19 protein-coding genes are annotated in these 24819 nt (G+C 71.5%); 8 read left to right on the top strand and 11 right to left on the bottom strand.

Annotated elements, in window-relative coordinates:
* Nucleotides 1-259: 259 nt before the first annotated feature.
* The 3 genes from ACY34M_RS00095 to ACY34M_RS00085 all read right to left on the bottom strand — a co-directional run bounded on the left by ACY34M_RS00095 (nt 260) and on the right by ACY34M_RS00085 (nt 3932).
* A complete protein-coding gene (locus ACY34M_RS00095) occupies nt 260-2551 on the bottom strand; it encodes an ATP-binding protein (protein WP_462718952.1) in 2292 nt (763 codons plus the stop codon).
* A 132-nt stretch (nt 2552-2683) separates the two neighbouring features.
* Nucleotides 2684-3379, bottom strand: a complete 696-nt coding sequence (locus ACY34M_RS00090; RefSeq protein WP_462718951.1) for an HAD family hydrolase — start codon at nt 3377-3379, stop codon at nt 2684-2686.
* Nucleotides 3380-3413: 34 nt separating this feature from the next.
* The gene (locus ACY34M_RS00085) at nt 3414-3932 is read right to left on the bottom strand and encodes a DUF6912 family protein (RefSeq protein WP_462718950.1); all 519 of its coding nucleotides are present in this window, start codon (nt 3930-3932) and stop codon (nt 3414-3416) included.
* Nucleotides 3933-4201: 269 nt separating this feature from the next.
* Here ACY34M_RS00085 and ACY34M_RS00080 point away from each other — a divergent pair, with 269 nt between their 5' ends.
* Nucleotides 4202-4660 carry an Rv3235 family protein gene (locus ACY34M_RS00080; RefSeq protein WP_462718949.1) on the top strand — a complete coding sequence of 153 codons (459 nt, stop codon included), beginning with the start codon at nt 4202-4204 and terminating at the stop codon, nt 4658-4660.
* A 98-nt stretch (nt 4661-4758) separates the two neighbouring features.
* Here the strand turns inward: ACY34M_RS00080 and secA are convergent, their stop codons facing one another.
* A complete protein-coding gene (gene secA / locus ACY34M_RS00075; protein WP_462718948.1) occupies nt 4759-7584 on the bottom strand; it encodes a preprotein translocase subunit SecA in 2826 nt (941 codons plus the stop codon).
* A 239-nt stretch (nt 7585-7823) separates the two neighbouring features.
* On the opposite strand from secA, the gene ACY34M_RS00070 reads away from it, so the two are divergent.
* Both ACY34M_RS00070 and ACY34M_RS00065 read left to right on the top strand, forming a co-directional pair.
* Nucleotides 7824-8396, top strand: a complete 573-nt coding sequence (locus tag ACY34M_RS00070; RefSeq protein WP_462718947.1) for a GNAT family N-acetyltransferase — start codon at nt 7824-7826, stop codon at nt 8394-8396.
* Between the two features lie 359 nt (nt 8397-8755).
* Nucleotides 8756-9943 carry a winged helix-turn-helix domain-containing protein gene (locus ACY34M_RS00065; protein WP_462718946.1) on the top strand — a complete coding sequence of 396 codons (1188 nt, stop codon included), beginning with the start codon at nt 8756-8758 and terminating at the stop codon, nt 9941-9943.
* Between the two features lie 56 nt (nt 9944-9999).
* Here the strand turns inward: ACY34M_RS00065 and ACY34M_RS00060 are convergent, their stop codons facing one another.
* From ACY34M_RS00060 to mtnA, 7 genes are all read right to left on the bottom strand, one after another.
* Nucleotides 10000-10752, bottom strand: a complete 753-nt coding sequence (locus ACY34M_RS00060; RefSeq protein WP_462718945.1) for a response regulator — start codon at nt 10750-10752, stop codon at nt 10000-10002.
* Nucleotides 10753-10956: 204 nt separating this feature from the next.
* A complete protein-coding gene (gene hpf / locus ACY34M_RS00055; RefSeq protein ID WP_462718944.1) occupies nt 10957-11658 on the bottom strand; it encodes a ribosome hibernation-promoting factor, HPF/YfiA family in 702 nt (233 codons plus the stop codon).
* Between the two features lie 335 nt (nt 11659-11993).
* Nucleotides 11994-12782 (bottom strand): ComF family protein, encoded by a 789-nt coding sequence (locus tag ACY34M_RS00050; RefSeq protein ID WP_462718943.1) that lies wholly within the window; start codon nt 12780-12782, stop codon nt 11994-11996.
* Nucleotides 12783-12967: 185 nt separating this feature from the next.
* Nucleotides 12968-14821: an LpqB family beta-propeller domain-containing protein gene (locus ACY34M_RS00045; RefSeq protein WP_462718942.1), complete on the bottom strand. Its 1854-nt coding sequence runs from the start codon at nt 14819-14821 to the stop codon at nt 12968-12970.
* Nucleotides 14814-17000 carry an MtrAB system histidine kinase MtrB gene (gene mtrB / locus ACY34M_RS00040; RefSeq protein ID WP_462718941.1) on the bottom strand — a complete coding sequence of 729 codons (2187 nt, stop codon included), beginning with the start codon at nt 16998-17000 and terminating at the stop codon, nt 14814-14816. Before mtrB ends, ACY34M_RS00045 begins: the two co-directional genes overlap by 8 nt.
* A gap of 1 nt (nt 17001) precedes the next feature.
* Complete coding sequence (mtrA, locus tag ACY34M_RS00035; RefSeq protein WP_306324333.1) at nt 17002-17691, bottom strand: two-component system response regulator MtrA; 690 nt, start codon at nt 17689-17691, stop codon at nt 17002-17004.
* A gap of 4 nt (nt 17692-17695) precedes the next feature.
* A complete protein-coding gene (mtnA, locus tag ACY34M_RS00030) occupies nt 17696-18877 on the bottom strand; it encodes an S-methyl-5-thioribose-1-phosphate isomerase (RefSeq protein WP_462718940.1) in 1182 nt (393 codons plus the stop codon).
* A gap of 140 nt (nt 18878-19017) precedes the next feature.
* Here mtnA and ACY34M_RS00025 point away from each other — a divergent pair, with 140 nt between their 5' ends.
* From ACY34M_RS00025 to ACY34M_RS00005, 5 genes are all read left to right on the top strand, one after another.
* Entirely contained in the window at nt 19018-20388 is a 1371-nt protein-coding gene (locus ACY34M_RS00025) for a glycerophosphoryl diester phosphodiesterase membrane domain-containing protein (protein ID WP_462718939.1), read from the top strand.
* A gap of 4 nt (nt 20389-20392) precedes the next feature.
* Nucleotides 20393-21085 carry a DUF4129 domain-containing protein gene (locus ACY34M_RS00020; RefSeq protein WP_462718938.1) on the top strand — a complete coding sequence of 231 codons (693 nt, stop codon included), beginning with the start codon at nt 20393-20395 and terminating at the stop codon, nt 21083-21085.
* A 200-nt stretch (nt 21086-21285) separates the two neighbouring features.
* A complete protein-coding gene (locus ACY34M_RS00015) occupies nt 21286-22452 on the top strand; it encodes a DUF4350 domain-containing protein (protein ID WP_462719208.1) in 1167 nt (388 codons plus the stop codon).
* Nucleotides 22452-23441, top strand: coding sequence for an AAA family ATPase (locus ACY34M_RS00010; RefSeq protein WP_462718937.1), 990 nt, complete (start codon nt 22452-22454; stop codon nt 23439-23441). Before ACY34M_RS00015 ends, ACY34M_RS00010 begins: the two co-directional genes overlap by 1 nt.
* A 28-nt stretch (nt 23442-23469) precedes the next feature.
* Nucleotides 23470-24780 (top strand): DUF58 domain-containing protein, encoded by a 1311-nt coding sequence (locus ACY34M_RS00005; protein ID WP_462718936.1) that lies wholly within the window; start codon nt 23470-23472, stop codon nt 24778-24780.
* The last annotated feature ends 39 nt before the right edge of the window (nt 24781-24819 follow it).

The following is a 24819-nucleotide window of genomic DNA, read 5'->3' as shown; positions in this document are numbered from 1 at the left end:
ACGCAGCGACGGGGGGCCGATGCCATGACAGCCGTGGGGAGTTGACCAATGCCGTCCGGCGCCCCGCCACGCGATTCCTCCGGAGCACGCGACACACATACAGCGTGAGGGGCAAGCCCCGCCTCCGACATCGGTATCGACGGGGACCGGTATACGCATCTGTGCGTGGCGAGCAGGGATCCGTATACCTAAATCAAGCCCCGCCGGCGATTGAGGCGCGGGGTCCGGGGCGGAGCCCCGCGGCGTCACACCGGCACGGCTAAGCCCCGCCGGAGGAGATCGCCGCGATCGCCGCGATCTCCGTACGCGAGCCGACGCCCAGTTTCGCCAGGATGTGCTCCACATGCGCGTCCGCCGTCCGCTTCGAGATCACCAACCGCTCGGCGATCTCCCGGTTCGACATCCCCTCCGCCACCAGCGCGGCGACCTCCCGCTCCCGCCGGGTGAGCGCATCCACCCCGCCCCCACGCGCCGCGGGCACCGGCGCCGCCAAAGGCGCATCGGCCCCGGCCCGTACGGCATCGAGCACCTGCACCCCGGAGAGCCGCGCCCCCGCATCCCACCACCGCTGGAACTCCTCCTCGCCCAGCGCCTCCCGCACGGCGCCGCGCACCGACTCCTGCTCCTCGAAGAGCGACGGCAGCATCCCGACCGGGTCACCACCACCCAGCCGCCGCGCGTTCTCCGCGTACCCGAGCAGCCACGCCGCCCGCACGTGCCGCTTCTCGTAGGCGGCGGACCAGGCGAGCCCGAGGCAGCACAGCGCCGCGATCAGCACCTCGTCGATCTCGGCCGCCGCCTCCAGGCCCCGGCACAGCGAGTCGACGGCGCCCTCCCTGTCCCCGGCGAACCAGCGGATCAGCCCCTGCACCATGAGCGTGGACCCGAGCAGCTGCCGCTCCCCCGTGCCCTCCAGGTGGGCGAGCCCCGTACGGCACAGTTCGAGCGCGCCGTCCGTGTCCCCGAGCACGCCGAGCAGCAGCGCCCCCTCGTAGTGAATGACTCCGATGCCGAGGCCGTCGCCGCGCGCCAGGATCCGCTGCCGCGCGTCCTCCAGCGCGTCGAGGCCGTCGTCCTCCCCGCACAGCGCGCCGAGCCCGCCCAGATACGCCTCGCAGAACAGCTCGACCCGGTCGTTCCCGGAGCGGCGCGCGACGTCGACGGCCCGCTGGAACAGTTCGAGCGCGCCCGGCAGGTCCCCCTGCCACACCGAGAACAGGGCGACCATGAACCGCCCCCACGCCTGCTCCTCGCCCACCTCGTCGAGGAGCGCGAGCCCCTTCTCGATCCAGTACCGCCCCTCGGAGAGCAGGCCGATCGCCCGCCAGTACGGCCCGAGCTGCGCGGCGAACCACACGCCGGCGGCCACCGAATCGGGTTCCTGGTACGCGTATTCGAGCGCGGCCCTGACATCGGCCCGCGCCGCGCTCAGCGTCCGGTAGTGGCCGACCTGCTCCGAGGTCAGGAAGTCGTCCCAGTACCGCTGCCCGAGCTCGCGGTGGTACGCGCAGTGCCGCTGCCGCACCGCCGCCGCCTGCCCCGTCTCCTCCAGCCATTCGGCGCCGTACTCGCGGATGGTGTCGAGCATCCGGTACCGCCCGCCGTTCTCCCCGATCCGCTGCACGACGGACTTGTCGACGAGCCCGATGAGCTGCTCAAGGACGTCACCGCCCGCCAGCTCGCCGCCCGCGCCCACGACCTCGGCGGCGGCCAGTTCGAAGGAGCCCGCGAAGACGGAGAGCCGCGCCCACAGCAGCCGCTCCTTCGGCGTGCACAGCTCGTGCGACCAGCCGATGGCCGTCCGCAGCGTCTGGTGCCGGGTCAGCGCGGTGCGCCGCCCACCCGTGAGCACTTCGAAGCGCTGCCCGAGACGCTGCACCAGATGCTCAAGGGGCACGGCCCGCAGCCGTACGGCCGCCAGCTCGATGGCGAGCGGAATCCCGTCGAGACGCCGGGCGAGGACCGCCAGCTGCTCCCGGTTCGCCTCGTCCACGGCGAAGGACGGCACCACGGCGGACGCCCGCTGCACGAACAGCTCCAGGGCGTCGTCGGGGCCGAGCGGCGCGATCGCGCAGCAGCGCTCCCCCGGCACGTCGAGCGGCTGTCTGCTGGTCGCGAGCACGCTGACACCTGCCGCCTCCCGCAGCAGTACGTCGGTGAGCATGGCGCAGGCGTCGACCAGGTGCTCGCACGTGTCGAGGACGATGAGCAGCCGCCGCCCCTGAAGGTGTGCGACGACGGCGTCGAGCGGCTCCATGCCCGCCTGTTCGGGCAGTTCGAGCACGGCGGCCAGGGTGGCGGGGATCAGCTCGGGGTCGCGCAGCGCGCTCAGCTCGACGAGCCACACCCCGTCGGGGAACCGCTCGGCGAGCCGGGCCGCGGCCCGCATCGCCGTACGGCTCTTGCCGACGCCGCCGGGACCCACCAGGGTGACGAGGCGGGCACGCTCGAACCCGGCCCTTACCTCGGCCAGTTCGGCTGTCCTGCCGACGAACGTGGTGACTTCCACGGGGAGTTGACCGCCCCGCCGCTGACCGAATCCGAATCCCATGGCTCTCGCCCCCGTCGCATCGCCGCACCCACAGGCACCTGCACAGCGTACGCAGTCGACAACGGAGCGTGAGTCGAGTCGGTGCAAAACCGTGCGCCGAGTCGGCACAAGAGGGTGCGGAAACGGGCCGGTTCAGGCCGCCGCGGCCATCCGTTCGGCCTCGCGCACCGCGTCCGCCAGGCTGTCGACGACGGGCGCCCCCACCCCTTCGAGGCTGGCCCTGCTGTGCGAGCCACCGGTGTAGAGCACGGCGCGCGCGCCCGCCGCGAGCGCGGCCACCGCGTCGTCGGCGGCGTCCCCGATGACCACGGTCCGCTCCGGGGCCACGCCGTCGAGGGCCCCCAGGTGCCGCACCATGTGCTCGGCCTTGCTGCCGCCGGAGGGGCCGGTCCGCCCGTCGACCCGTACGAACCGCTCGGCGATGCCCAACCGGCTCACCAGCGGCACCAGTTCCTCGTGCCCGTACATGCTGAGGATGGACTGGCTGCGCCCGGAGTCCTGCCAGCCCGCGAGCAGCAGTTCGACACCCTCGGCGAGCCCGCAGTCCACCGCGTGCCGCGCGTACTGCCGCTGGAACTCCTTGTCCATCAGGGCCCATTCGACCTCGGTGGGCAGCCGGCCCATCAGCCGCTCGTAGAACTTGGGAATGGGCACGCAGTACAGCTCGCGGTACTTCTCCAACGTGATCGGTGGGAGCCCGACCGCCGCGAAGGCGGCGTTGCTCGCGCGTATGACGGCGTCGTTGTCGTGGAACAGCGTGCCGTTCCAGTCCCAGACGATGTGCGAGTCCGTGTGTCTGCCGACGAGATTCCCGAATTGCTTCCCCATGACAAGAAACTACCCGCTCCCCCGGAGGGGTCGGTCAGCGGTCGCCCTCGCCGACGAGGCCGGGGATCTCCTGCGTGGCGAACCACAGCAGGTCGTGGTCCTCGGCGCCGTCCACGACGAACTGCGCGTCGGCGTCGCCCCGGTCCGCCGCGGCGAGCGCCTCCGCGGCGGCCGTGACATCGGCGTCGGCGTCGCCCGAGTCGACGTGCACGGCGGCGGCCTTCGCCAGCGGCACGACCTCGCGCACGGTCAGCTCGCCGAGCGCGGCCGGGTCGAGCCCGCGGTCCGGATCGCCGTCGGCCGCCCCGTCCGGCACGTCCACGGCGACGACGACCCTGCGGCGCGCGGCGCCGGGGTCGGCGGCGACGATCCGCAGCGAGGCGAGCGCGGCCCGGTTGAGGGCGGCGTACTCCAGCTCCTCGATGTCGTCCGACAGGTACCACTCGCGCAGCGCGGGCGTCACGGCGAAGGCGGTGACGGGCGCGGGCCCGATCTCGCCGGCCTTGTACGCCTCTGCGAGTCGAGGCAGGGACAGAGGTACGTACACGCGCATGGTCCGGCTGCTTTCTGGTCTGCGTCGGGGCTTTCAGGATACGTGGGGGCGTCCCCCTTCGGGCCGCCGCCCGCGCCCGCCGCACGTCAACGCCCACCCGCGACCTGCCTCCCCGCGCGCCCCGAGAATCGGCCCCCGATTCCGGCCCGGTCACCCTGATAGGCGAACACTTCGCCCCACCCCGGCGCCGCCCACCGGGCCTTGCCGCCGCGCCCCCGGCCTCGTACAAGATCCCCACGAGGAGTTACCGGTCGGTATCGGGAGGCGGCATGCAGAAGGTCATGAACAGGCGGGGGCCACGCGGGAACACCCGGCCGCCCACCCGCCACGACAGCCGTCGCCCCGGCGCCGCACCGCGCCGGGTCCCGCCGCACGTCCCGCCCCACCCCACCGAGCTGTTCACGCAGCGCCTCCTCCTGGTGCTCAGCGGCGACCGGCCCCTGCACTGGTTCGCCCGGCACGCCGCCCACCAGGCCTTCGACGATCTGCTGTGGCTGGTGGAGCGCCGCGCCCTGCTGCCCGGCGCGGGCCTGCGGCCGACCGTGCACGGCATCGGCCACTTCGAACCCGCCCCGGGCAGCTACGAGGTGTTCGCCCGCATCGCGGTCGGCGCCCGGCTGCACGCCCTCGCCTTCCGGCTCGCCCTCGGCGAGGACCGGCGGTGGCGCTGCACGGCGGTGGAACTGGGCGGCCGACCGCCACGGGAGTCCCGGGACGACGACGCGTGACGGCGGCCCGCACCCCGCCCCGGCCGATGCTCCCGGCCCGCCCCGGAACGCGTGGAGGGGCCGGACACCCCGTGCCCGGCCCCTCCGCCCACCTCACGTCACTTCTTGCGACGGCGGCCCTTCTGCTGCTTGCGCCGCTCGGCACGGGTCAGCCCGTCCGCCGAGGAACGCGTGGGCCCGCCCTCGGTCACGAAGTCGCCCTCGTCGACACCGCCCTCGGCGTTCGGCGCCTGGAAGTGCAGCCGGTCGGGCCGCTGCGGAGTGTCGAGGCCCTTGGCCCGGATCTCCGGCCGCGCCCCGGCCTGCGCCGGCACCGCGTCCTGCTTCTCCAGGTTCGCGGCCGGCGCGTCCTCCACCGGGACCTCCTCGACCTGCTGCTCGACCTGGACCTCCAGGTTGAACAAGTAGCCGACGGACTCCTCCTTGATGCCCTCCATCATGGCGGTGAACATGTCGAAGCCCTCGCGCTGGTACTCGACCAGCGGGTCCTTCTGCGCCATGGCGCGCAGGCCGATGCCCTCCTGGAGATAGTCCATCTCGTAGAGGTGCTCACGCCACTTGCGGTCGAGCACGCTCAGCACGACCCGGCGCTCCAGCTCACGCATGATCTCGGAGCCGAGCTGCTCCTCGCGCGCCTCGTACTGCGCGTGGATGTCGTCCTTGACGGCCTCGCCGATGAACTCGGCGGTGAGACCGGCCCGGTCCCCGACCTCGTCCTCGAGCTCCTCCACGGTGACCTTGACCGGGTAGAGCTGCTTGAACGCGCCCCACAGCCGGTCGAGGTCCCACTCCTCGGAGAAGCCCTCGGCGGTCTCGGCGCCGATGTAGGCGTCGATCGTGTCGTCCATGAAGTGCTGCACCTGGTCCTGGAGGTCCTCGCCCTCCAGGACGCGGCGCCGCTCGCCGTAGATGACCTCGCGCTGCCGGTTGAGCACCTCGTCGTACTTCAGGACGTTCTTACGCGTCTCGAAGTTCTGCTGCTCGACCTGCGACTGGGCGGAGGCGATGGCGCGGGTCACCATCTTGTTCTCGATCGGGACGTCGTCCGGCACGTTGGCCATCGCCATGACGCGCTCGACCATCTGCGCCTTGAACAGCCGCATCAGGTCGTCGCCGAGGGAGAGGTAGAAGCGCGACTCGCCGGGGTCGCCCTGACGGCCGGAACGACCGCGCAGCTGGTTGTCGATACGCCGCGACTCGTGCCGCTCCGTACCGAGGACGTAGAGCCCGCCGAGGTCCTTGACCTCTTCGAACTCGGCCTTGACGGCCTGCTCGGCCTTCTCCAGGGCGGCGGGCAGCCGGGCCGCCCACTCCTCGACGTGCTCGACCGGGTCGAGGCCCGCCTGGCGCAGCTCGGCCTCGGCGAGGTCGTCCGGGTTGCCACCGAGCTTGATGTCGGTACCACGACCGGCCATGTTCGTCGCGACCGTGACGGCGCCCTTGCGGCCCGCCTGCGCGACGATCGTGGCCTCACGGTCGTGCTGCTTCGCGTTCAGCACTTCGTGCTGAACGCCGCGCTTGGAGAGCTGCTGCGACAGGTACTCGGACTTCTCGACGGAGGTCGTGCCCACCAGGATCGGCTGGCCCTTGGCGTGCTTCTCCGCGATGTCGTCGACCACCGCGTCGAACTTGGCGACCTCGGTGCGGTAGATCAGGTCCGCCTGGTCCGCACGGACCATCGGCCGGTTCGTCGGGATCGGCACGACGCCCAGCTTGTAGATCTGGTGGAACTCGGCGGCCTCGGTCATGGCCGTACCGGTCATGCCGGAGAGGCCGCTGTCGTACCCCTCGCGCTTGTAGAGGCGGAAGAAGTTCTGGAGGGTGATGGTCGCCAAGGTCTGGTTCTCGTCCTTGATGTCCACCCCTTCCTTCGCCTCGATCGCCTGGTGCATGCCCTCGTTGTAGCGGCGGCCGGCGAGGATACGGCCGGTGTGCTCGTCGACGATCATGACTTCGCCGTCGATGACGACGTAGTCCTTGTCCTTCTTGAAGAGTTCCTTGGCCTTGATGGCGTTGTTCAGGTAACCCACGAGCGGCGTGTTGACCGACTCGTAGAGGTTCTCGATGCCCAGCCAGTCCTCGACCTTGGCGACACCCGGCTCGTGGATGGCCACGGTGCGCTTCTTCTCGTCGACCTCGTAGTCGCCGGTCTCCTCGATGCCCTTCAGCGTGTTGCCCGCCTCGCCCTTCTTGAGGCGGGTGACGAGCTTCGCGAAGTCGCCGTACCACTTGGTGGCCTGGTCGGCGGGGCCGGAGATGATCAGCGGCGTACGGGCCTCGTCGACGAGGATGGAGTCGACCTCGTCGACCACCGCGAAGTTGTGGCCGCGCTGGACGAGCTCGTCCTGGGACCACGCCATGTTGTCGCGGAGGTAGTCGAACCCGAACTCGTTGTTCGTGCCGTACGTGATGTCGCAGTTGTACATCTCACGGCGCTGCGCCGGGTTCATGTTCGCGAGGATGCAGCCGACGGAGAGGCCGAGGAACTTGTGGACGCGGCCCATCATCTCGGAGTCGCGCTCGGCCAGGTAGTCGTTCACCGTGATCAGGTGGACGCCCTTGCCGGACAGCGCGTTCAGATACGTCGGCAGCGTGCCGACCAGGGTCTTGCCCTCACCGGTCTTCATCTCCGCCACGTAACCGAGGTGGAGCGCGGCGCCACCCATCAGCTGCACGTCGTAGTGACGCTGGCCGAGTACGCGCTTCGCGGCCTCACGGACGGTGGCGAACGCCTCGGGCAGCAGGTCGTCCAGGCTCTCGCCGTCCTCGTACCGCTGCTTGTACTCGTCCGTAAGGGCGCGCAGCTCGGCGTCGGAGAGGCTGATGAAGTCCTCTTCGATGGAGTTGACCTGGTCCGCGATGCGGTGCAGCTTGCGCAGGATCTTGCCTTCGCCTGCACGCATGAGCTTCTGGAGGACGGACACGGGGGTTGGTCTCCTTGCCGGTCGGGCCTGGCACGGTCGGTTTTCTCTGAAAACTGCTCGGTATTACTGGGGACTACTGGGAACTACTAAGGACTACTAGAGCAACGGCCATCGTATGCGAGGACCCCACCGTGCCGGGAGGTCTGCCATCACGTCCAACGCACGGGCCACCGGGAAGGTGCCGGTACGCGCCATGAAAAGTCATGGCGCCCCTGCCGCGTGCCGAGCAGAATCGGGCGATGGACCCCGTGACGCTGACCACCGACCGCCTGCAGCTGCGCACGTTCGTCCCCGCCGACATCGACGAGGTCTACGCCGCGGCCCAGGACCCCGACATCCAGCGCTGGACCACGATTCCCTCGCCCTACGCGCGCGTGGACGCCGAATACTTCATCAACCGGGTCGTCGCGGAGGGCTGGCGCAGTGACGCGGAGTACACCTTCGCGATACGCACGGAGGGCTTCGGCCCGGTGATCGGCGCCGTCGGACTGCACCACCCGCGCGGGGGCGGCTGGGAGGTCGGCTTCTGGACGGCCAAGCGGTTCCGCGGCCACGGCTATATGACCGAGGCCGTCCTGGCCGTGGCCCACTGGGCCTTCACCCAGCTGTCCTGTACGCGCCTGGAGTGGCGCGCGGAGGTGGGCAACGTGGGCTCGCTCACGGTGGCGGAGCGCGCCGGCTTCACCCTGGAGGGCACCCTCCGCGCGGCCCTCCCCAACAAGGGAGTCCTCCGCGACTGCTGGCTGGCCTCCCTCCTCCCCTCCGACCTGGGCCTCCCCACCCCCCTCCCCTACCTCCCAACCCCACCCTGACCCTCACCCGCCTACCGACTGCGCCTTGGGCAATCTGCCGCCGGAACGCCTCCCCACCCGTGACGGCAAGCCGCCACCTCGCCTCGGGCAATCCGCCGCCGACCGGGCCTTGGGCACTCCGATGCCGACTGCGCCTTGGGCACTCCGATGCCGCCGTCGCCTTGGGCACTCCGATGCCGCCGTCGCCTTGGGCACTCCGGTACCGCCGTCGCCTTGGGCAATCTGCCGCCTTGGGCGGCAGGGTGGGCAAGGCGGCACCCCGGTGCCGCGCACCCCTCACGACAGGCGCCGCCCCCGGCACAGCAGGGCCCCACGGCTCCCGCAACGGGTTGTCAGACCCGCCCTCTATCGTTCCGGCCATGACGACCTCGCCGCGTCCCACCACCACACTGTCCGCCGACGAAGCCCGCCGCATCGCCCTCCGCGCCCAAGGCTTCCTGGGCGCCCCCGACCGCAAGGCCGGCGTACGAGGCGTACTGCGCCACCTGGGCGCGGTCCAGCTCGACACGATCTCCGTACTCGCCCGCTCGCACGAGCTGATTCCCTACGCCCGCCTCGGCCCCGTCCCCCGCACCAAGGTCGAATCCGCGTACTGGTCCCCGTCGGACACGACCCCCGCCACCCCGCACGCCTTCGAATACTGGTCGCACGCCGCCTGCGTCCTGCCCATCGAGGAGTGGCCGCACTTCGCCTTCCGCCGCCGCGCCTACCGCGCCCGCCCCCACTGGCACCACCACCTCCCCGACGGCGCGTACGAGCAGGTGATCAAGCAGCTCCGCGCCGAAGGCCCGCTCACCGCCACCGAATTGGGCGGCGCGAAGAACAAGGGCGAGTGGTGGGACTGGTCCGAGTCGAAGATCGCCGTCGAGCGCGCGCTGATGTACGGCGAGGTGGTCTGCGTGGAGCGCCGCGGCTGGAAGCGGATCTACGACCTCGCGGAGCGCGCGATCCCCTCACCCCTCCTGCACGACGAGCTCGACGACACCGAGTGCGTCCGCCGCCTGGTCCGCCAGGCCGGCGAGGCCCTGGGCGTCGGCACGCGCGCGGACATCGCGGACTACCACCGCCTGAAGAGCGAGCAGTTCGAGGCGGTCATCGAGGACACCGGCCTGATCCCGGTCACGGTCGAGGGCTGGGGCGGCAAACCGGCCTGGGCGGACCCGGCGGCCCTGGAGTCGACGCCGCGCGGCCGCCACCGCACCACGCTCCTGTCCCCCTTCGACTCCCTGATCTGGGAGCGCGCCCGTACGGAGCGGATCTTCGGCTTCACGCACCGCCTGGAGGCGTACGTCCCGAAGCCGAAGCGGATCCACGGCTACTTCGCGATGCCGGTCCTGTCCGGCGGCCGCCTGGTGGGCCGCGTCGACCCGGCGCGCGCGGGCAGCACGCTGGTCGCCAAGCAGGTCTCCCTGGACGGCCCGAAGGCCGTACCGGCGGTGGCGGCGGCGCTCGTCGAAGCGGCGAGCTGGGTCGGCTGCGACAGCGTGAGAGTGGAGCACATGGACTCGGCGCCCCTGAAGAAGTCCCTGATCGAAGCCCTGCCCTAGCTCGAGCCCGATCCCCAGCCCGAGCCCGAGTCCGAGTCCTAGTCCTAGTCCTAGTCCTAGCGGATCTCCAGGATCTTCTCCCGCATCGCGTACACCACGGCCTCCATCCTGGAGTGCAGCTGCAGCTTCTCCAGGATGTTGCGCACGTGGTTCTTCACGGTGTTCTCGGAGATGAACAGCTCCTTGGCGATGTCCCGGTTGTTCATGCCCGTCGCCACCAGCTTGAGCACCTCGAGCTCCCGGTCGGTCAGCCGGGGCGCGGGCACGAGCCGGCGCTCGTCGGTGCGCTGGATCATCGACTTGAACTCGGTGAGCAGCTTCGACGCCATGGACGGGCTGATCTGCGACTGCCCGTCGGCCACGGCGCGGATGGCCGTGGCCACCTCGTCGGTCGAGATCTCCTTCAGGAGGTATCCCGTCGCGCCCGCCTTGATCGCGTCGTAGAGATCGGCTTCCTCGTCGCTGATCGTCAACATGATGATCTTCGCGCTGGGTGCCACCTCCTTGATGGAGGTGCACGCCTCGATGCCGCCCCTCTTGGGCATCCGGACGTCCATGAGGACGATGTCCGGCAGCAGATCGGCCGCCTTGTCCACGGCCTCCGCCCCGTCGCCCGCCTCACCGACGACCTGGATGTCCTCCTCGGCCTTGAGGACGATCTCAAGCCCGCGCCGGAACAGGGCATGGTCGTCCACCACGAGCACCCGAATGGGCTCCTGGCGAGGGGTCCCGGCATCCGGCCCCATGTCGGCGCCGTCCTCACCGGCACCGGCGTCCTCGCCCCGCATCAGTCCGAAGCTGTCCGCCATCGTTCCTCCCCCTGAAGGCCGCGGCCCGTGTTCCTGTGCCGCGCCAACCCGAGGCACCAGCACGCCGGTTGACCCGGCACGGCCATGATTTCATGCCCGGCCGTCGGCGCGACGGCCGCGCGGTGCACAAGGGGGTCGCACAAGGGTGCCCCCGGGGGCGCACATGCACCCCAGGGGCACCCGATGAGTGGGTGTCAGTTGTGGTCAGCCGCCGATGGCGTCGCCCGCGTCGGCTCCCCTGGCCTGGGCCTGGGAGATCATCGGGTCGGTGCTCAGGTGGATGACGCCGTAGTCGTACGCGTGCCGCCGGTAGACGACGCTGGGTTCCTTGGTCTCGGAGTCGACGAACAGATAGAAGTCGTGCCCGACCAGCTCCATCTCGTAGAGCGCCTGGTCGAGCGTCATGGGTGCCGCCACGTGGGTCTTCTCACGGACGACGAGCGGGCCCTCGCCCTTGACCTCGAGCGAGCCCATCCTGGTGGTCGGTACGCCGTCGCTCTCGGCCTCTTCGGTCTTGGCGATCGTGCCGTCCCCGTTGAGCATGGCGGCGTCCGGGACGTGCTCGGCGACCTCGGCTGCCGAGATCCGCTTGCCGCGGCGCGACGACCGCTTGTCGTGCTGCTTGCGCAGGCGTGCGTCCAGCTTGTCCGTGGCCAGGTCCAGCGCCGCGTACGGGTCGTTTGCCGCGGCTTCCGCCCTGATCACCGGACCACGCGTGCGCAGCGTGATCTCCACGCGGTCGCAACGGTCCGCCTGCCGGGGGTTCGGCTCCTTGGACACCTCGACGTCGAGGCTGATCACCTTGCCGTCGAGCTTCTGGATCTTGTCCAGCTTCAGCTTCTCGGCCACGTGCTTACGGAACCGCTCAGGTACCTCGGTCTTGCGGCCCTTGACGACGATGTCCACGCAGAACTCCGTTCCCGGATAGCTCCGCTCCTTGGGCGGAGCATCTCCCTCTTGCACCAGACTCCGGCCATTTCCGGAGTCTCGGACTCGGTGACTTCCACCTCCTCCTCCCCCGTGAACAAGATCTACACCCCACCACGTCGGGTGATTGCGAAATCTCCTGTGCAATGTCCCGGCGACGCAATCCAATGGCGAGGAGCGGCGCCCGCCTTTCCTGCCGACTTCCTCACAACCGAACATATCTCGCTCGGACGGATGTCGGCACCCTCTACTGGCGCGTACCTCCAACCGAGCGAATGAACCCTGTCTCTACCTGCAACGATGCAGATTCTCGGTTAGTTCCGGTTTATTTCGAAGGAATCCGGTGACGCGGCTACGACGGCCGCCCGGAACGTGATCCCGTCGATCTCGCCCGCCTTTCCCCGGCCCGCCGCAGTGCGGGTCCGCTCCTGCCTGCGTTCCTTCCCGATCTTCCCGGAACCCGTCGCGACCGCTATTGCGCGCGCCGCCTCCGCCAAAGAAGCGCCCGTCGTGATCAGGTCGTCCACCAGCACAATCCGGCCACTTTCAGCGAGCAGCCCACCGGCACCGCCCACCGTCTCCAGCGCCCCCGCCACATTCACCAGCCGCTGCCCGGCGTCCAGGCCCGCCTGATCGGCCACCACGCGGCGCTGCCGCAACACGGCGAGGACCCGCGCCGGGACGCCCGTACGGCGCAGCTCGGCCGCCGCCGCGTACGCGATCCGCCGCGTCGGGTCGTGTCCGCGCGCCCGTACGGACCGCGGCGCCGACGGCACGGGGACGAGCGTCACGGGCCCCACCGGCGCGCCGTCCACGAGCCCGGCGCGCACCGCCCCGGCGAGCGCCGCGCCCAGCGGCCGGGCGAGGCCGAGCGCGCCCCGCTCCTTGTGGGCGAGGAGCACCGCCCGCACCGCGTTCCGGTACGGGACGGCGCCGTGCACGACCGGCAGTCCCGGCGGCGTGGGCCGCGGCCGCACCCGGACCGGCACGGCGCCGCGCAACGCCGCCGCGCACCGCGCGCACAGCGTCGTACGAGACCTGCCGCAGCCGGCGCACTCGGCCGGCAGCACCAGATCGGAGAGGTCCTGCCACCACCCCCGCATACCCACCACTGTGGCCGATCCGCGGGCCGGCCGACCACCCCTGTGGACAACGGTCTGTGGACAACTCGGCCGTTGTGACCAGGGGTTGAGCACGTGTGGGTGACACCCCGTCCATGAGTTCGGGCGGGCAGCTCCAGGCCGCCCGCCCAGACTCGAAAGCGAACCGGACGACGAACCGGAACCAACTACCCCGGATAGACCGGAGCCGTCCCGTCCTTCAGCACCGACTGCCACGCCGCCCCGGAGGGCAACCGGACGACCCCGTCGTCGGAGTGCGCGAGCAGCGGCAGCTCGTCGTTGTCCGAAGCCGAGATCTCCGTGACCCGGGTCAGGCCCGGCAGCGCCTGCCCGGTCGGCGTCGAGCCGTCACTCAGCACGTACTGCATCTGCTGCAGCCCACCGGGCTCCCGGCCGACGACGACGAGCCGGCCGTCGCCCGCCCACGACACGGCCGTGACATCCTCCATCTGCGGTGCGGCCCGGCGCAGTTCGGTCACCGAGACCTCCGTGTCATCGTTCGCGTCAGGGCGCCGCTCGACGCGCCCGACCCACAGCGAGGTGGTGTCCTTCCGCGTCACGAGGAGCCCGATGCGCACCCCGTCGGCGGACATCTTCACCGTCTCGATGGTGGCGTCGTCGTCGAGCCCCTCGACCCGCACCTTCTGTTCCTTCTCGGCCTGTCCCTGACCGAACATCAGCAGCTGCCGGTGCTTCGGGTCACGGTCGGCCACCCACAGGTCCCCGTTCCCGTCCCAACTGGGCGTCGTGAAGCCGTTCTTCTCCACCTTGGCGCTGCTGCGCGCGACCGGATCGCCCAGCGAGGCGCCCGAGATCAGCGACGCCACGTACAGGGAGCGCCCGTCGTTCGAGACCCCTGCCGCGCGCTCCTGGTCGCGCGAGACGGCCACGGAGCGCAGCACCTGCTCGCCCTCGCCCAGCGGCCCCGGCACCTGCTCGGGGGTCTTGTCGGACCTGCTCTTGCCCGGCATCCGCACCAGGCGGCCCTTGCCGTCGAGGAAGTACTGGTCGGGGATACGCCCGGTGGACCGCGGCGCCGCGAGGGCGTCCGCCCCGTCCTCGGTCATCCCGCACATGAACCGGCCGTCGGAACGCTTCAGTTCCACCTCGTTCACGCTCGACGACGACAGGTCCCGCAGCGAGAACAGCAGTTGGGCCGCCATCTCCTTGCACTTGGCCTGTCCGGCCCTGCTGCCCGCCTGGTTCAGCGGCACCGTCAGCTTGTTCGCATCGTCCGGCGCCAGCGAGTCGACGCCCTTCTTCAGCGCCGCGTGCGAGGGGAACGCCGTCCGCACCACCGGATTCAGCCAGCGCGTCGGCCCCTGCAGCAGCTCCTTGACGGTCTCCGTCAGCGGGTCGGTCCACTGCCGCACGAAGACGGGGTCCGCGACGAGGCGCCGCTGCCCGGCCTCGCCGTCGGAGGTCGAATCCACCGCGTAGTAGTACTTGTTGACGGAGCTGTAGATCCGCTGGAAGTCGGACTCGCCGAGCACGACCCCCTCCGGAAGGGCATCGATCCGCCACTGCTTGCCCTTGGAGGTGTTCACCTGCGTCAGGTGCAGATCCCCCTTGTACGGCCTGCCCTCGGGCTGGTACGCCTGCTGCTGGTCGACTGTGGCGACCTGATGTCCGGTCAGCTCGTAGGAATGCCCGTCGTCCCCCGCGTTCGGCCGGCCCGTCGGGCGCGTGCTGGGGCCCTCGTCGAGCACCACGGTCTGCCGCTCGGGATCCCAGGCCTTCGCGGCGCTCGACGTCAGGTACTTGCGCGCCATCGTGTACGAGGGATCGTCGCTGGTCAGTGCCTCGAGGAAGCCCTCGACGATGGAGGAGGGACCGACGTCGTCCTTCGGAGGCAGCGCGAAGACACGCACCTGCGAGTCCGGTCGCTGCGAGGCCTCGACGGATTCGAGCCCTCCGTTGTCCGGCATCGACGCGCATCCGGCGAGCACGAGCGCACCGCACCCGGCCAGGATCCCGGCCCGCATCCCGCGCCGCTGACGCGGCACCCGCTGCTCATCCACGACCGCCGTCGCTCCCCTCACCACGCGATGTCGCCGCCGTGCGCTCCGTACGAGCCCGCTCGGCCGCCCCGGACTCGGCCGACGCCTCGCCCGCCTCGTCCGCCGCGCCCGTCACATCTGCCGCGCCTGCCGCGTCCGGCTCGCTGCGCTCGTCCAGGGCGCCGTGCTCGTCCGGGACGCCGTGCTCCGCACGGTCCTCGGCCTGCTGCGGCACATTGTTCGCCCCGCCACGCGCCACTACGCGCGCGCCGCTGCCCGGCAGCGCCGTGGGGTCGGCGGACGCCGCCTGCACCTGGCGCGGGGCGATCGGGGCCTTGGCCGGCACGGGCGGCGACTGGGCCGGCACCGTGGCGAGCTTCTGGCCCTCGCCGCTCGGAAGCCCGGCGTCACCGATCCCCCGATTGCGTCGCGAGTCGTCCGGCTCCAGCGGTATCGGCGAACCGCGCAGCGCCTCGTCCACCGTCCTCGGCAGCGTCAGCCGGAACTGCGAGCCACCACCCGGCTCGCCCCACGCCTGCAGCCACCCGCCGTGCAGCCGCGCGTCCTCCAGGGCGATCGACAGGCCGAGCCCGGTTCCGCCGGTGGTACGCGCGCGTGCCGGGTCGGCCCGCCAGAACCGGCTGAACACGCGGGTCGCCTCGCCGGGCTTGAGCCCCACTCCGTAGTCGCGCACCGCGACGGCGACCGCGCCGCCCGCGGCCGCGAGCCGCACCACGACGTCCCGGCCTTCGCCGTGCTCCACGGCGTTCACCACAAGGTTGCGCAGCACGCGCTCCACACGCCGGGCGTCCGCCTCGGCGACCACCGGCTGCTCGTCGCCGACGATCAGGATGTGCGTGCCCTTGCGCTCGGCGAGCGGCTCGGCGCCGCCCACCACACGTCGTACGACCTCCCTGAGGTCTATCGGCTCGGCCTCCAGCGCGGCGGCCCCGGCATCGAACCGGCTGATCTCCAGCAGGTCGGCCAGCAGCGACTCGAACCGGTCCAGCTGGTCGGCCAGCAGCTCCGCGGACCGCGCGGTCACCGGGTCGAAGTCGACCCGCGCCTCATGGATGACATCGGCGGCCATCCGCACCGTCGTCAGCGGCGTACGCAGCTCATGGCTCACGTCCGAGACGAAGCGCCGCTGCATCCGCGACAGGTCCTCGAGCTGCTGAATCTTCAGATAGAGGTTCTGCGCCATCTTGTTGAAGGCCTCGCCGAGGCGCGCGATGTCGTCCTCGCCGGTGACCTTCATACGTTCCTGGAGGCGCCCCGCGGAGAGCCGCTCGGCGACCCCGGCCGCCATCCGCACGGGCGTGACGACCTGCCGTACGACGAGCCAGGCGATGGCCCCGAGCAGCACCACGACGAACAGGCCCGCCGTGGCGAGCGTGCCCTTGACCAGGCCGAGGGACTTCTCTTCCTGCGTCAGCGGGAAGAGGTAATACAGCTGGTAGGCGTGCCCCTGCGGATCGTTGAGCCGCTTGCCGACGACGAGGCCCGGCTGGGCATCCTTGCCGCCGTCGTAGACGATCTTCGTGTACTGCTGCGAGGCACCGGCGATCCGGTCGACCTGCACCCGCAGATCGTCGGGCACGCTGCGGTTCGGATCCACCAGGCCCGAGCCGCGCGGCGCCCGCCCGTTGCCGCTGTCGGCATCGTTCGAGCTGAGGGTCACGACGTCGAACGCGCCCTTGCCGCCACTGGCGAGCTGCGTGACGAGCTCGCTCATCCAGTTGTTCGGGTTCAGCGTGGTGCGGCTGTCGCCGGACGCGCCGTCCCGCACCCCGGCCGCAGCGGAGTCCGCCTTGTCCTTGGCCGCGCGGAATCCGCCCTCGGCCTGACTCTGCGAGGCCTTCACCTTGGCATCGAGCAGCCCGTTGCGCACCGAACCGATGACGACGATGCCGAGCAGCAGCACGACACCGAGCGACATCAGCAGCGTCGTGACGACGACCTTCAGCTGGATGTTCCGCCGCCACAGCCGCATCGCGGGCAGCAGCGGGCGCCGCACCCAGCGCGCGAACAGGCGCAGCACGGGGCTGCCCTTCATCCCGCCCTGGAGCAGCAGACCTCCGTCGAGGGCCCGGCGCAGCCGTGAACCACGAGCGGCGGTCGGCCCCGCCGCGGGTCCCACAGGCCGCTCCGGGCGGGACCCCTGGGCCCCGGGCGCCGAAGCGGCACTGTTTCGGGACACGTCAGCTCGGTCCTGCCTTGTAACCGACGCCTCGGACGGTCACCACGATCTCCGGCCGCTCCGGGTCCTTCTCGACCTTGGAACGCAGCCGCTGCACATGCACATTGACCAGGCGCGTGTCCGCCGCGTGCCGGTAGCCCCAGACCTGCTCGAGGAGCACCTCACGCGTGAACACCTGCCACGGCTTGCGCGCGAGCGCGACCAGCAGGTCGAACTCCAGCGGCGTCAGCGCGATCGGCTGGCCGTCCCGCTTCACCGAATGCCCGGCCACATCGATGACCAGGTCACCGATGGCGAGCTGCTCCGGCGCCGGCTCCTCCGACCTCCGCAGCCGCGCCCGGATCCGGGCGACCAGCTCCTTCGGCTTGAACGGCTTCACGATGTAGTCGTCGGCCCCCGATTCGAGGCCCACCACCACATCGACGGTGTCGCTCTTCGCCGTGAGCATCACGATCGGCACCCCGGACTCCGCCCTGATCAGGCGGCACACCTCGATACCGTCCCGGCCCGGCAGCATCAGATCGAGCAGCACCAGATCGGGCTTGGTCTCACGGAAAGCGGCCAGCGCCTTGTCGCCGTCAGCTACGAACGACGGCTCAAAACCTTCACCACGCAGCACAATGCCGAGCATCTCGGCCAGTGCGGTGTCGTCGTCGACGACAAGGACTCGTCCCTTCATGGACCACATCATCCCATTAGCTCATCGATACCTGGAGTGAGCTGTCACACAGCTCACCCAAGCCCTCACGTGTCACAGGCGACACAATGCCCCTCTCCGTGACGATCGCCGTCACCAAATCCGGCGGCGTCACGTCGAACGCGGGGTTGTACGCCTGCGTCCCCAGCGGTGCCACCGGAATCCCGCCACCTGCCTCCACTCCGGCCAGCGGCACCCGCGGCGCCGTGACCTCCGTCACCTCATGCCCGGCCCGCTGCTCCACCTCGATGGAAGCCCCGTCCGCGGTCTCCGGGTCGATCGTCGTCACCGGCGCGACCACGATGAACGGCACATGGTGATAACGCGCCAGCACCGCGAGCGGATAGCTCCCCACCTTGTTCGCCACCGAACCGTCCGCCGCGATCCGGTCGGCGCCGATGAGCACGGCGTCCACCTCACCCGCGGCGAACAGCGACCCCGCCGCGTTGTCCGTGAGCAGCGTGTACGTCATCCCGGCGCGCGCCGCCTCGTAGGCGGTCAGCCGGGCGCCCTGCAGCAGCGGACGCGTCTCGTCCACCCACAGCCGGCGCAGCCGCCCCGCCCGGTGCGCGGCGAGCGCGACCGCGAAGGCCGTGCCCTCACCGCCGGAGACCAGCGCCCCGGTGTTGCAGTGCGTCAGGATGCGGTGATTGCCACCGGGCACCAGCTCGTCCAGGAGCCGCAGCCCCCGCTCGGCCATCATGGCGCTGGCCCGGGCGTCCTCCGCGTGAAGCGCCCGCGCGGCGTCGAGCGCCGCGGCGGCAGCCCGCTCCCGCGCCTCGTCCCCGGTCCCGCCCGCGAGCGCGGACCGGTACGCCTCCTGCGCCCTGCGCACCCCGTACGCCAGATTGACCGCGGTGGGCCGCGCGTCCGCCAGCGCGTTCGCCGCCTCCTCGACGTCGAAGCCGCGGGCGGCCGCGAGCGCCAGCCCGTACGCCCCCGCGATCCCGAGCAGCGGCGCCCCTCGCACGGACAGCGAACGGATCGCCTGCACCAGGGCCTGCGGGTCCGTGCACACGAGCTCGACCTCTTCCGCGGGCAGCCGCGTCTGGTCGAGCAGCACCAGAACGGGCCCCTCCGCCGGCTCCTCCCAACGGATCGCCGGGATGTCGACGACCTCGGACTGTTTGTCGTCGATGGGCCGTATGTCCTCGCCGGATTGCGCGTACTGATCAGCCATCCGCCCAGTCTGCCCCGGACCGCCCCGACAATTGAAGGCGTACAGCCCTTACGGGGCCCGGTCATCAGGTGCCCACCCCATGGCACGATGGCAGCCAACCTGCTGCCGCGACCGCGGACGGGCACTTTGAAGGAGCGACGATGAACGACACTCCGGGCTGGGCATCGCCCGGATCTGCCCCCTCCGACGGCCCGGACGGCAACCGCGAGGACAACCCCGGCCAGAGCGGCGACGCACAGGGCGCCGGCCCTCAGGACACACCGCCGCAGGACGCCGCCGGCCAGGGCCCGAAGTGGTCCAAGGAGCAGCCGCCCCCCGCCCAGTGGTCCGCCCCCTCCGGCTCCGCCCAGACCCCTCCTCCGCCCCCGCCGGCTCCCGGCCAGGGCCAGGGCCAGGGCTGGGGCGGCCAGAACTGGGGCGGTCAAGGCTGGGGCGGCCAGGGTGGCGGCGGCTACGGCCAGGGACCGGGCGGCCCCGCAGGCGGCTACCCCGGCTGGGGCGGCGGCTGGCAGGGCAAGCCCCCGGCGGCCAAGCCCGGCGTCATCCCGCTGCGCCCGCTCGGCGTCGGCGAGATCCTCGACGGCGCGGTGTCGACCATGCGCACCTACTGGCGCACCGTCCTCGGCATCTCGCTGACGGTCGCCGTGATCACCCAGCTCCTGTCGGTCCTCCTGCAGGGCTTCGTCCTCAATGACGCGGCGACCAGCGCGGCCCTCGACAACCCGGACGCCACCCCGCGCGAGATCCTCGACGCCCTGGGCGGGCTCTTCATCGGCTCCGCGGTCGTCGGCATCGTCACGCTGCTCGGCACGATCGTCGCGACGGCCCTCCTGACGACCGTCACCAGCCGCGCCGTGCTCGGCCAGCCCGTGACCATAGGAGAGGCCTGGCGCGATGCCCGGCCCCAGATCCTGAGGCTGCTCGGCCTGACGCTGCTGCTCCCGCTGATCGCCGCCGCGATCATGCTCGTGAGCGTCGCGCCCGGTGTCCTCGTCGGCGTACTCGGCTCCACCGGAGGCGGCGTCGCGCTCGGGGTCGTCGGCGGTCTCGCCGGCTTCGCCGTGACGATCTGGCTGATGATCCGCCTGTCGCTGGCCTCGCCCGCGCTGATGCTGGAGAAGCAGACCGTCGGCAAGGCCATGGGCCGCTCCGTCAAGCTCGTCCGCGGCTCCTGGTGGCGGGTGTTCGGCATCACGATCCTGGCGTCCCTGATCGCCGGGATCGTCTCGCAGATCATCCTCGTCCCGTTCACCGTCATCGCCGGAGCCGTCAGCGGAGACGGCTTCGCCGGTCTCCTGGACAGCGGCGGCAACCTCGGCTGGGCCTTCCTCATCGTCACCGGCATCGGCTCGGTCGTCGGCTCCACCATCACCTTCCCGATCACGGCCGGCGTCACCGTGCTCCTCTACATCGACCGCCGCATCCGCCGCGAGGCCCTCGACCTCGAGCTCGCCCGCGCCGCGGGCCTGCACGACTACGGGTCCGCCTCCGGCGCCACACCGGGGAGCTGATGGGGTGAGCGCACCCGGGGGAGTGCTCCACACGACGATCCGGTCGGTACTCGCCGGCGGCGACGAGCCGCCGGTGACGATCCCGCGCGACCCCGCGCGGGAGGCGGCGAAGCACGAGCTGTCCAAGCCCGCGTACCACCAGGACGACCCGAACTGGTTCATGCGCGCCCTGAACAAGTTCTGGGACTGGATCGACGAGCTCTTCTCCGCGGCGGCCGACGCCACCCCAGGCGGCACCGTCGGCCTGCTCGTGATCCTGCTGGGCGTCGTCGCCTTGGTGGCCGCCCTGTGGTGGCGCCTCGGCACGCCGCGCCGCTCCCCCACCTCCGCCGCCCCGCTCTTCGACGACCGTCCGCGCAGCGCAGCCGAGCACCGCGCGGCCGCCGAGGCGCACGCCGCCCAGGACCACTGGAACCAGGCCGTCCAGGAACGGATGCGCGCCCTGGTCCGCTCCCTGGAGGAACGCGCCCTCCTCGACCCGCGCCCCGGCCGCACCGCCGACGAGGCCGCAGCCGAAGCCGCCCGCCCGCTGCCCGCACTCGCGGACCGCCTGCGCGCGGCCGCCCGCGACTTCGACGACATCGCGTACGGCGGCCGCACCGCGACCCCGGAAACGTACGAGCGGCTGTCCGCCCTGGACACCGAAGCGGAACGCACCGCCCCCGCCCTCACCTCCGCCGCGGGAGCGCCCCGGTGACCGACCCGACCGACCCCCGCACCCCGAACCCGCCCCGCGAACAAGGCGACCTCACGCCCGACGGGCGGGCCACCGCCGCCCACCCGGGCCACCACCCGACACGCCAAGCGGAATCCGGTCCAGGCACGCACCAGGAGGCCACCGCCACGGCGACGCTCACCGCGCCCCCACCGCCACCGGCTCCCGACGGCGCCACCTCCATCACGCCCACGGCCCGACAGATCTGGACCCGTACCCGCGGCATCGCCCTTGCCCTGGTCCTCCTCCTGGTCGCGGCCGTGGTCATCGCGGTGATCCGCTCCGGCGAGCAGCACGGCGCCCTCGATCCGCGCTCCGCCGACCAGCGCGGCAGCCGCGCCGTCGCCGAACTCCTGGCCGCACGCGGCGTCGACACGCGCGTGGTCACCACGACCGCCGAGGCCCGCGCCGCGGCAGGCCGCGACACCACCCTCCTGGTCGCCGCCCCCGACCAGCTCACGGACCACCAGCAGTCCCAGCTCCAGGCCGCCACCACCGACTCCGGCGGCCGCACCGTCCTCGTCGCCCCCGGTGCCACCGCCGTCGACCGGCTGGCACCCGGCGTCTCCGTGGCCCCCGAGCCCGCCGCAGGCAAGTCCCTCGCGCCCGACTGCGCGCTGCCCGCGGCCCGCCGCGCCGGCCCCGCGGACACCGGCGGCCACCGCTACAGCTCGACCGTCACCGGCGCCGACTCCTGCTACCCGAGCGACGACTCCCCCACGCTGCTGCGCCTTCCGGCCCCCACCGGCGGCGGCGACACGGTCGTCCTCGGCGCCCCCGACATCCTTCTCAACGACAGCCTCGACAAGCAGGGCAACGCCTCGCTCGCCCTCCAACTCCTCGGTTCCCGCCCTCATGTCGTCTGGTACCTCCCCTCCCTCTCCGACGAGGCCGCGGCCGGCGACGCACAGAACAAGCGCAGCTTCGTCGACCTGATCCCCAGCGGCTGGCTCTGGGGCGCCCTTCAGCTCTTCATCGCGGCAGCACTGGCCGCGCTGTGGCGCGCACGCCGACTCGGCCCCCTGGTCCAGGAGCGCCTGCCCGTCGCGATCCGCGCCTCCGAAACCGTCGAAGGCCGCGCCCGCCTCTACCGCAAGGCGAACGCCCGCGACCGCGCCGCCACAGCCCTGCGTATCTCCACCCGCACCCGCCTGGCCCCCCTCATCGGCGTCCCCGTGTCCCAGGCACACTCGCCCGAGACCTTCCTCCCAGCCCTGGCACGCCAACTCCCCACGCCAGACCGGGCCCCGCACACCCTCCTCTTCGGCCCGCCACCCGCGACCGACGCAAGCCTCATCGCACTCGCCGACCACCTCGACGCCCTCGAAAGAGAGGTACGGAACTCATGATGGACCCGACCACTGACAACGCCGGGCCCACGACCGATCCCCGCAACTCAAGGGCGTCTTTGGAGGCCCTGCGCACGGAGATCGCCAAGGCCGTGGTCGGCCAGGACCCCACCGTCACGGGCCTGGTCGTGGCCCTCCTCTGCCGCGGCCACGTCCTCCTCGAAGGAGTGCCCGGCGTCGCCAAGACCCTCCTCGTGCGGGCCCTCGCCTCGTCCCTCGAACTCGACACGAAGCGCGTGCAGTTCACCCCCGACCTGATGCCCAGCGACGTGACGGGCTCGCTGGTCTACGACACCAACACCGCACGCTTCTCCTTCCAACCGGGCCCGGTCTTCACCAACCTCGTGCTCGCGGACGAGATCAACCGCACGCCGCCCAAGACCCAGTCCTCCCTCCTCGAAGCGATGGAGGAGCGCCAGGTGACGGTCGACGGCACGCCGCGCCCGCTCCCGGAACCGTTCATGGTGGTCGCGACCCAGAACCCGGTCGAGTACGAGGGCACGTACCCCCTCCCCGAGGCCCAACTGGACCGCTTCCTGATCAAGTTGAACGTCCCGCTGCCCACCCGCCAGGACGAGATCGACGTCCTGACCCGGCACGCCTCCGGCTTCAACCCCCGCGACCTGCAAGCGGCGGGCATCCGCCCCGTGGCCACGGCGGCCGACCTCGAAACGGCCCGCGCGGCGGTCGCCAAGACCACGGTCTCCCCCGAGATCACCGCCTACGTGGTCGACATCTGCCGGGCGACCCGCGAATCCCCGTCACTCACCCTCGGCGTCTCCCCGCGAGGAGCCACGGCCCTCCTCTCCACGGCCCGCGCCTGGGCCTGGCTGACCGGCCGCGACTACGTCACCCCCGACGACGTCAAAGCCCTCGCACTGCCCACCCTCCGCCACCGCATCCAACTGCGCCCGGAGGCCGAGATGGAAGGCGTCACCCCGGATTCCGTCATCAACGCGATCCTGACCCACGTCCCCGTCCCCCGCTGACCGGCACACAACGGAGGACGACACGACAATGGCTCTGACCGGACGCACGGCCCTGCTCGCCGCCCTGGGCTCCCTCCCCGTCGGCATCTGGGAGCCCAGCTGGACGGGCATCCTGGCCGTCAACACCCCCTTGGCCCTGGCCTGCGCCTGCGACTTCGCCCTGGCCGCCCCCGTACGCCGCCTGCGCCTCACACGCACGGGCGACACCTCCGTACGCCTCGGCGACCCGGCCGACGTCACCCTCACGGTCACCAACCCCTCGCGCCGCCTCCTGCGCGCAAAACTCCGCGACGCCTGGCCCCCGAGCAGCTGGCGTTCCGGCACGGAACACGAGTCGTCCCGCCACCGCGTGAACGTCCCCGCAGGCGAACGCCGCCGTGTGACAACGCGCCTCCAGCCCACCCGCAGAGGCGACCGCACGGCCGACCGCGTCACCATCCGCTCCTACGGCCCCCTCGGCCTCTTCACCCGCCAGGGCACCCACCGGGCCCCCTGGACGGTCCGCGTCCTGCCGCCCTTCCACAGCCGCAAGCACCTCCCCTCCAAGCTGGCCCGCCTCCGCGAACTCGACGGCCGCACCAGCGTGTTGACCAGGGGTGAAGGCACAGAATTCGACAGCCTCCGCGAGTACGTTCCCGGAGACGACACCCGCTCCATCGACTGGCGTGCGACAGCCCGCCACTCCTCGGTGGCCGTGCGCACCTGGCGCCCGGAACGCGACCGCCACATCCTCCTGGTCCTCGACACCGGCCGCACCTCCGCAGGCCGCGTCGGCGACGCCCCGCGCCTCGACGCCTCCATGGACGCCGCACTCCTCCTGGGAGCCCTGGCGTCCCGCGCCGGCGACCGCGTGGACCTGCTGGCCTACGACCGCCGAACCCGCGCCCTGGTCCAGGGCCGAACCGCAGGCGAAGTCCTCCCGGCCCTGGTCAACGCCATGGCACCCCTGGAACCAGAACTGATCGAAACAGACGCCCGAGGCCTCACGGCAGCAGCACTGCACACGGCCCACCGCCGCTCCCTCATCGTCCTTCTTACGTCCCTGGACGCAGCCCCCATCGAAGAGGGCCTCCTCCCCGTGCTCTCGCGCCTCACGAAACGCCACACGGTGGTCGTGGCCGCGGTGGCCGACCCGAAAATCGAATCGATGGCATCGGCTCGTGGCACGACAGAGGCGATCTACGACGCCGCGTCAGCGGCCCAGGCCAAGGCCGAACGCCAACGCACAGCGGAACAACTCACCCGCCACGGCGTCACCGTCGTGGACGCCACCCCGGACACACTGGCCCCGGCCCTTGCGGATGCCTACCTGGCCCTGAAATCCGCAGGCCGCCTCTGAGTGCTGGGGCAGGGGCAGGGGCAATGGCAGGTTGGTGTG

This window comes from Streptomyces sp. EDA2-14 (assembly GCF_054963755.1).
Note: the sequence above shows the minus strand (reverse complement) of the source record. Positions and strands in the feature narration are given on the sequence as shown.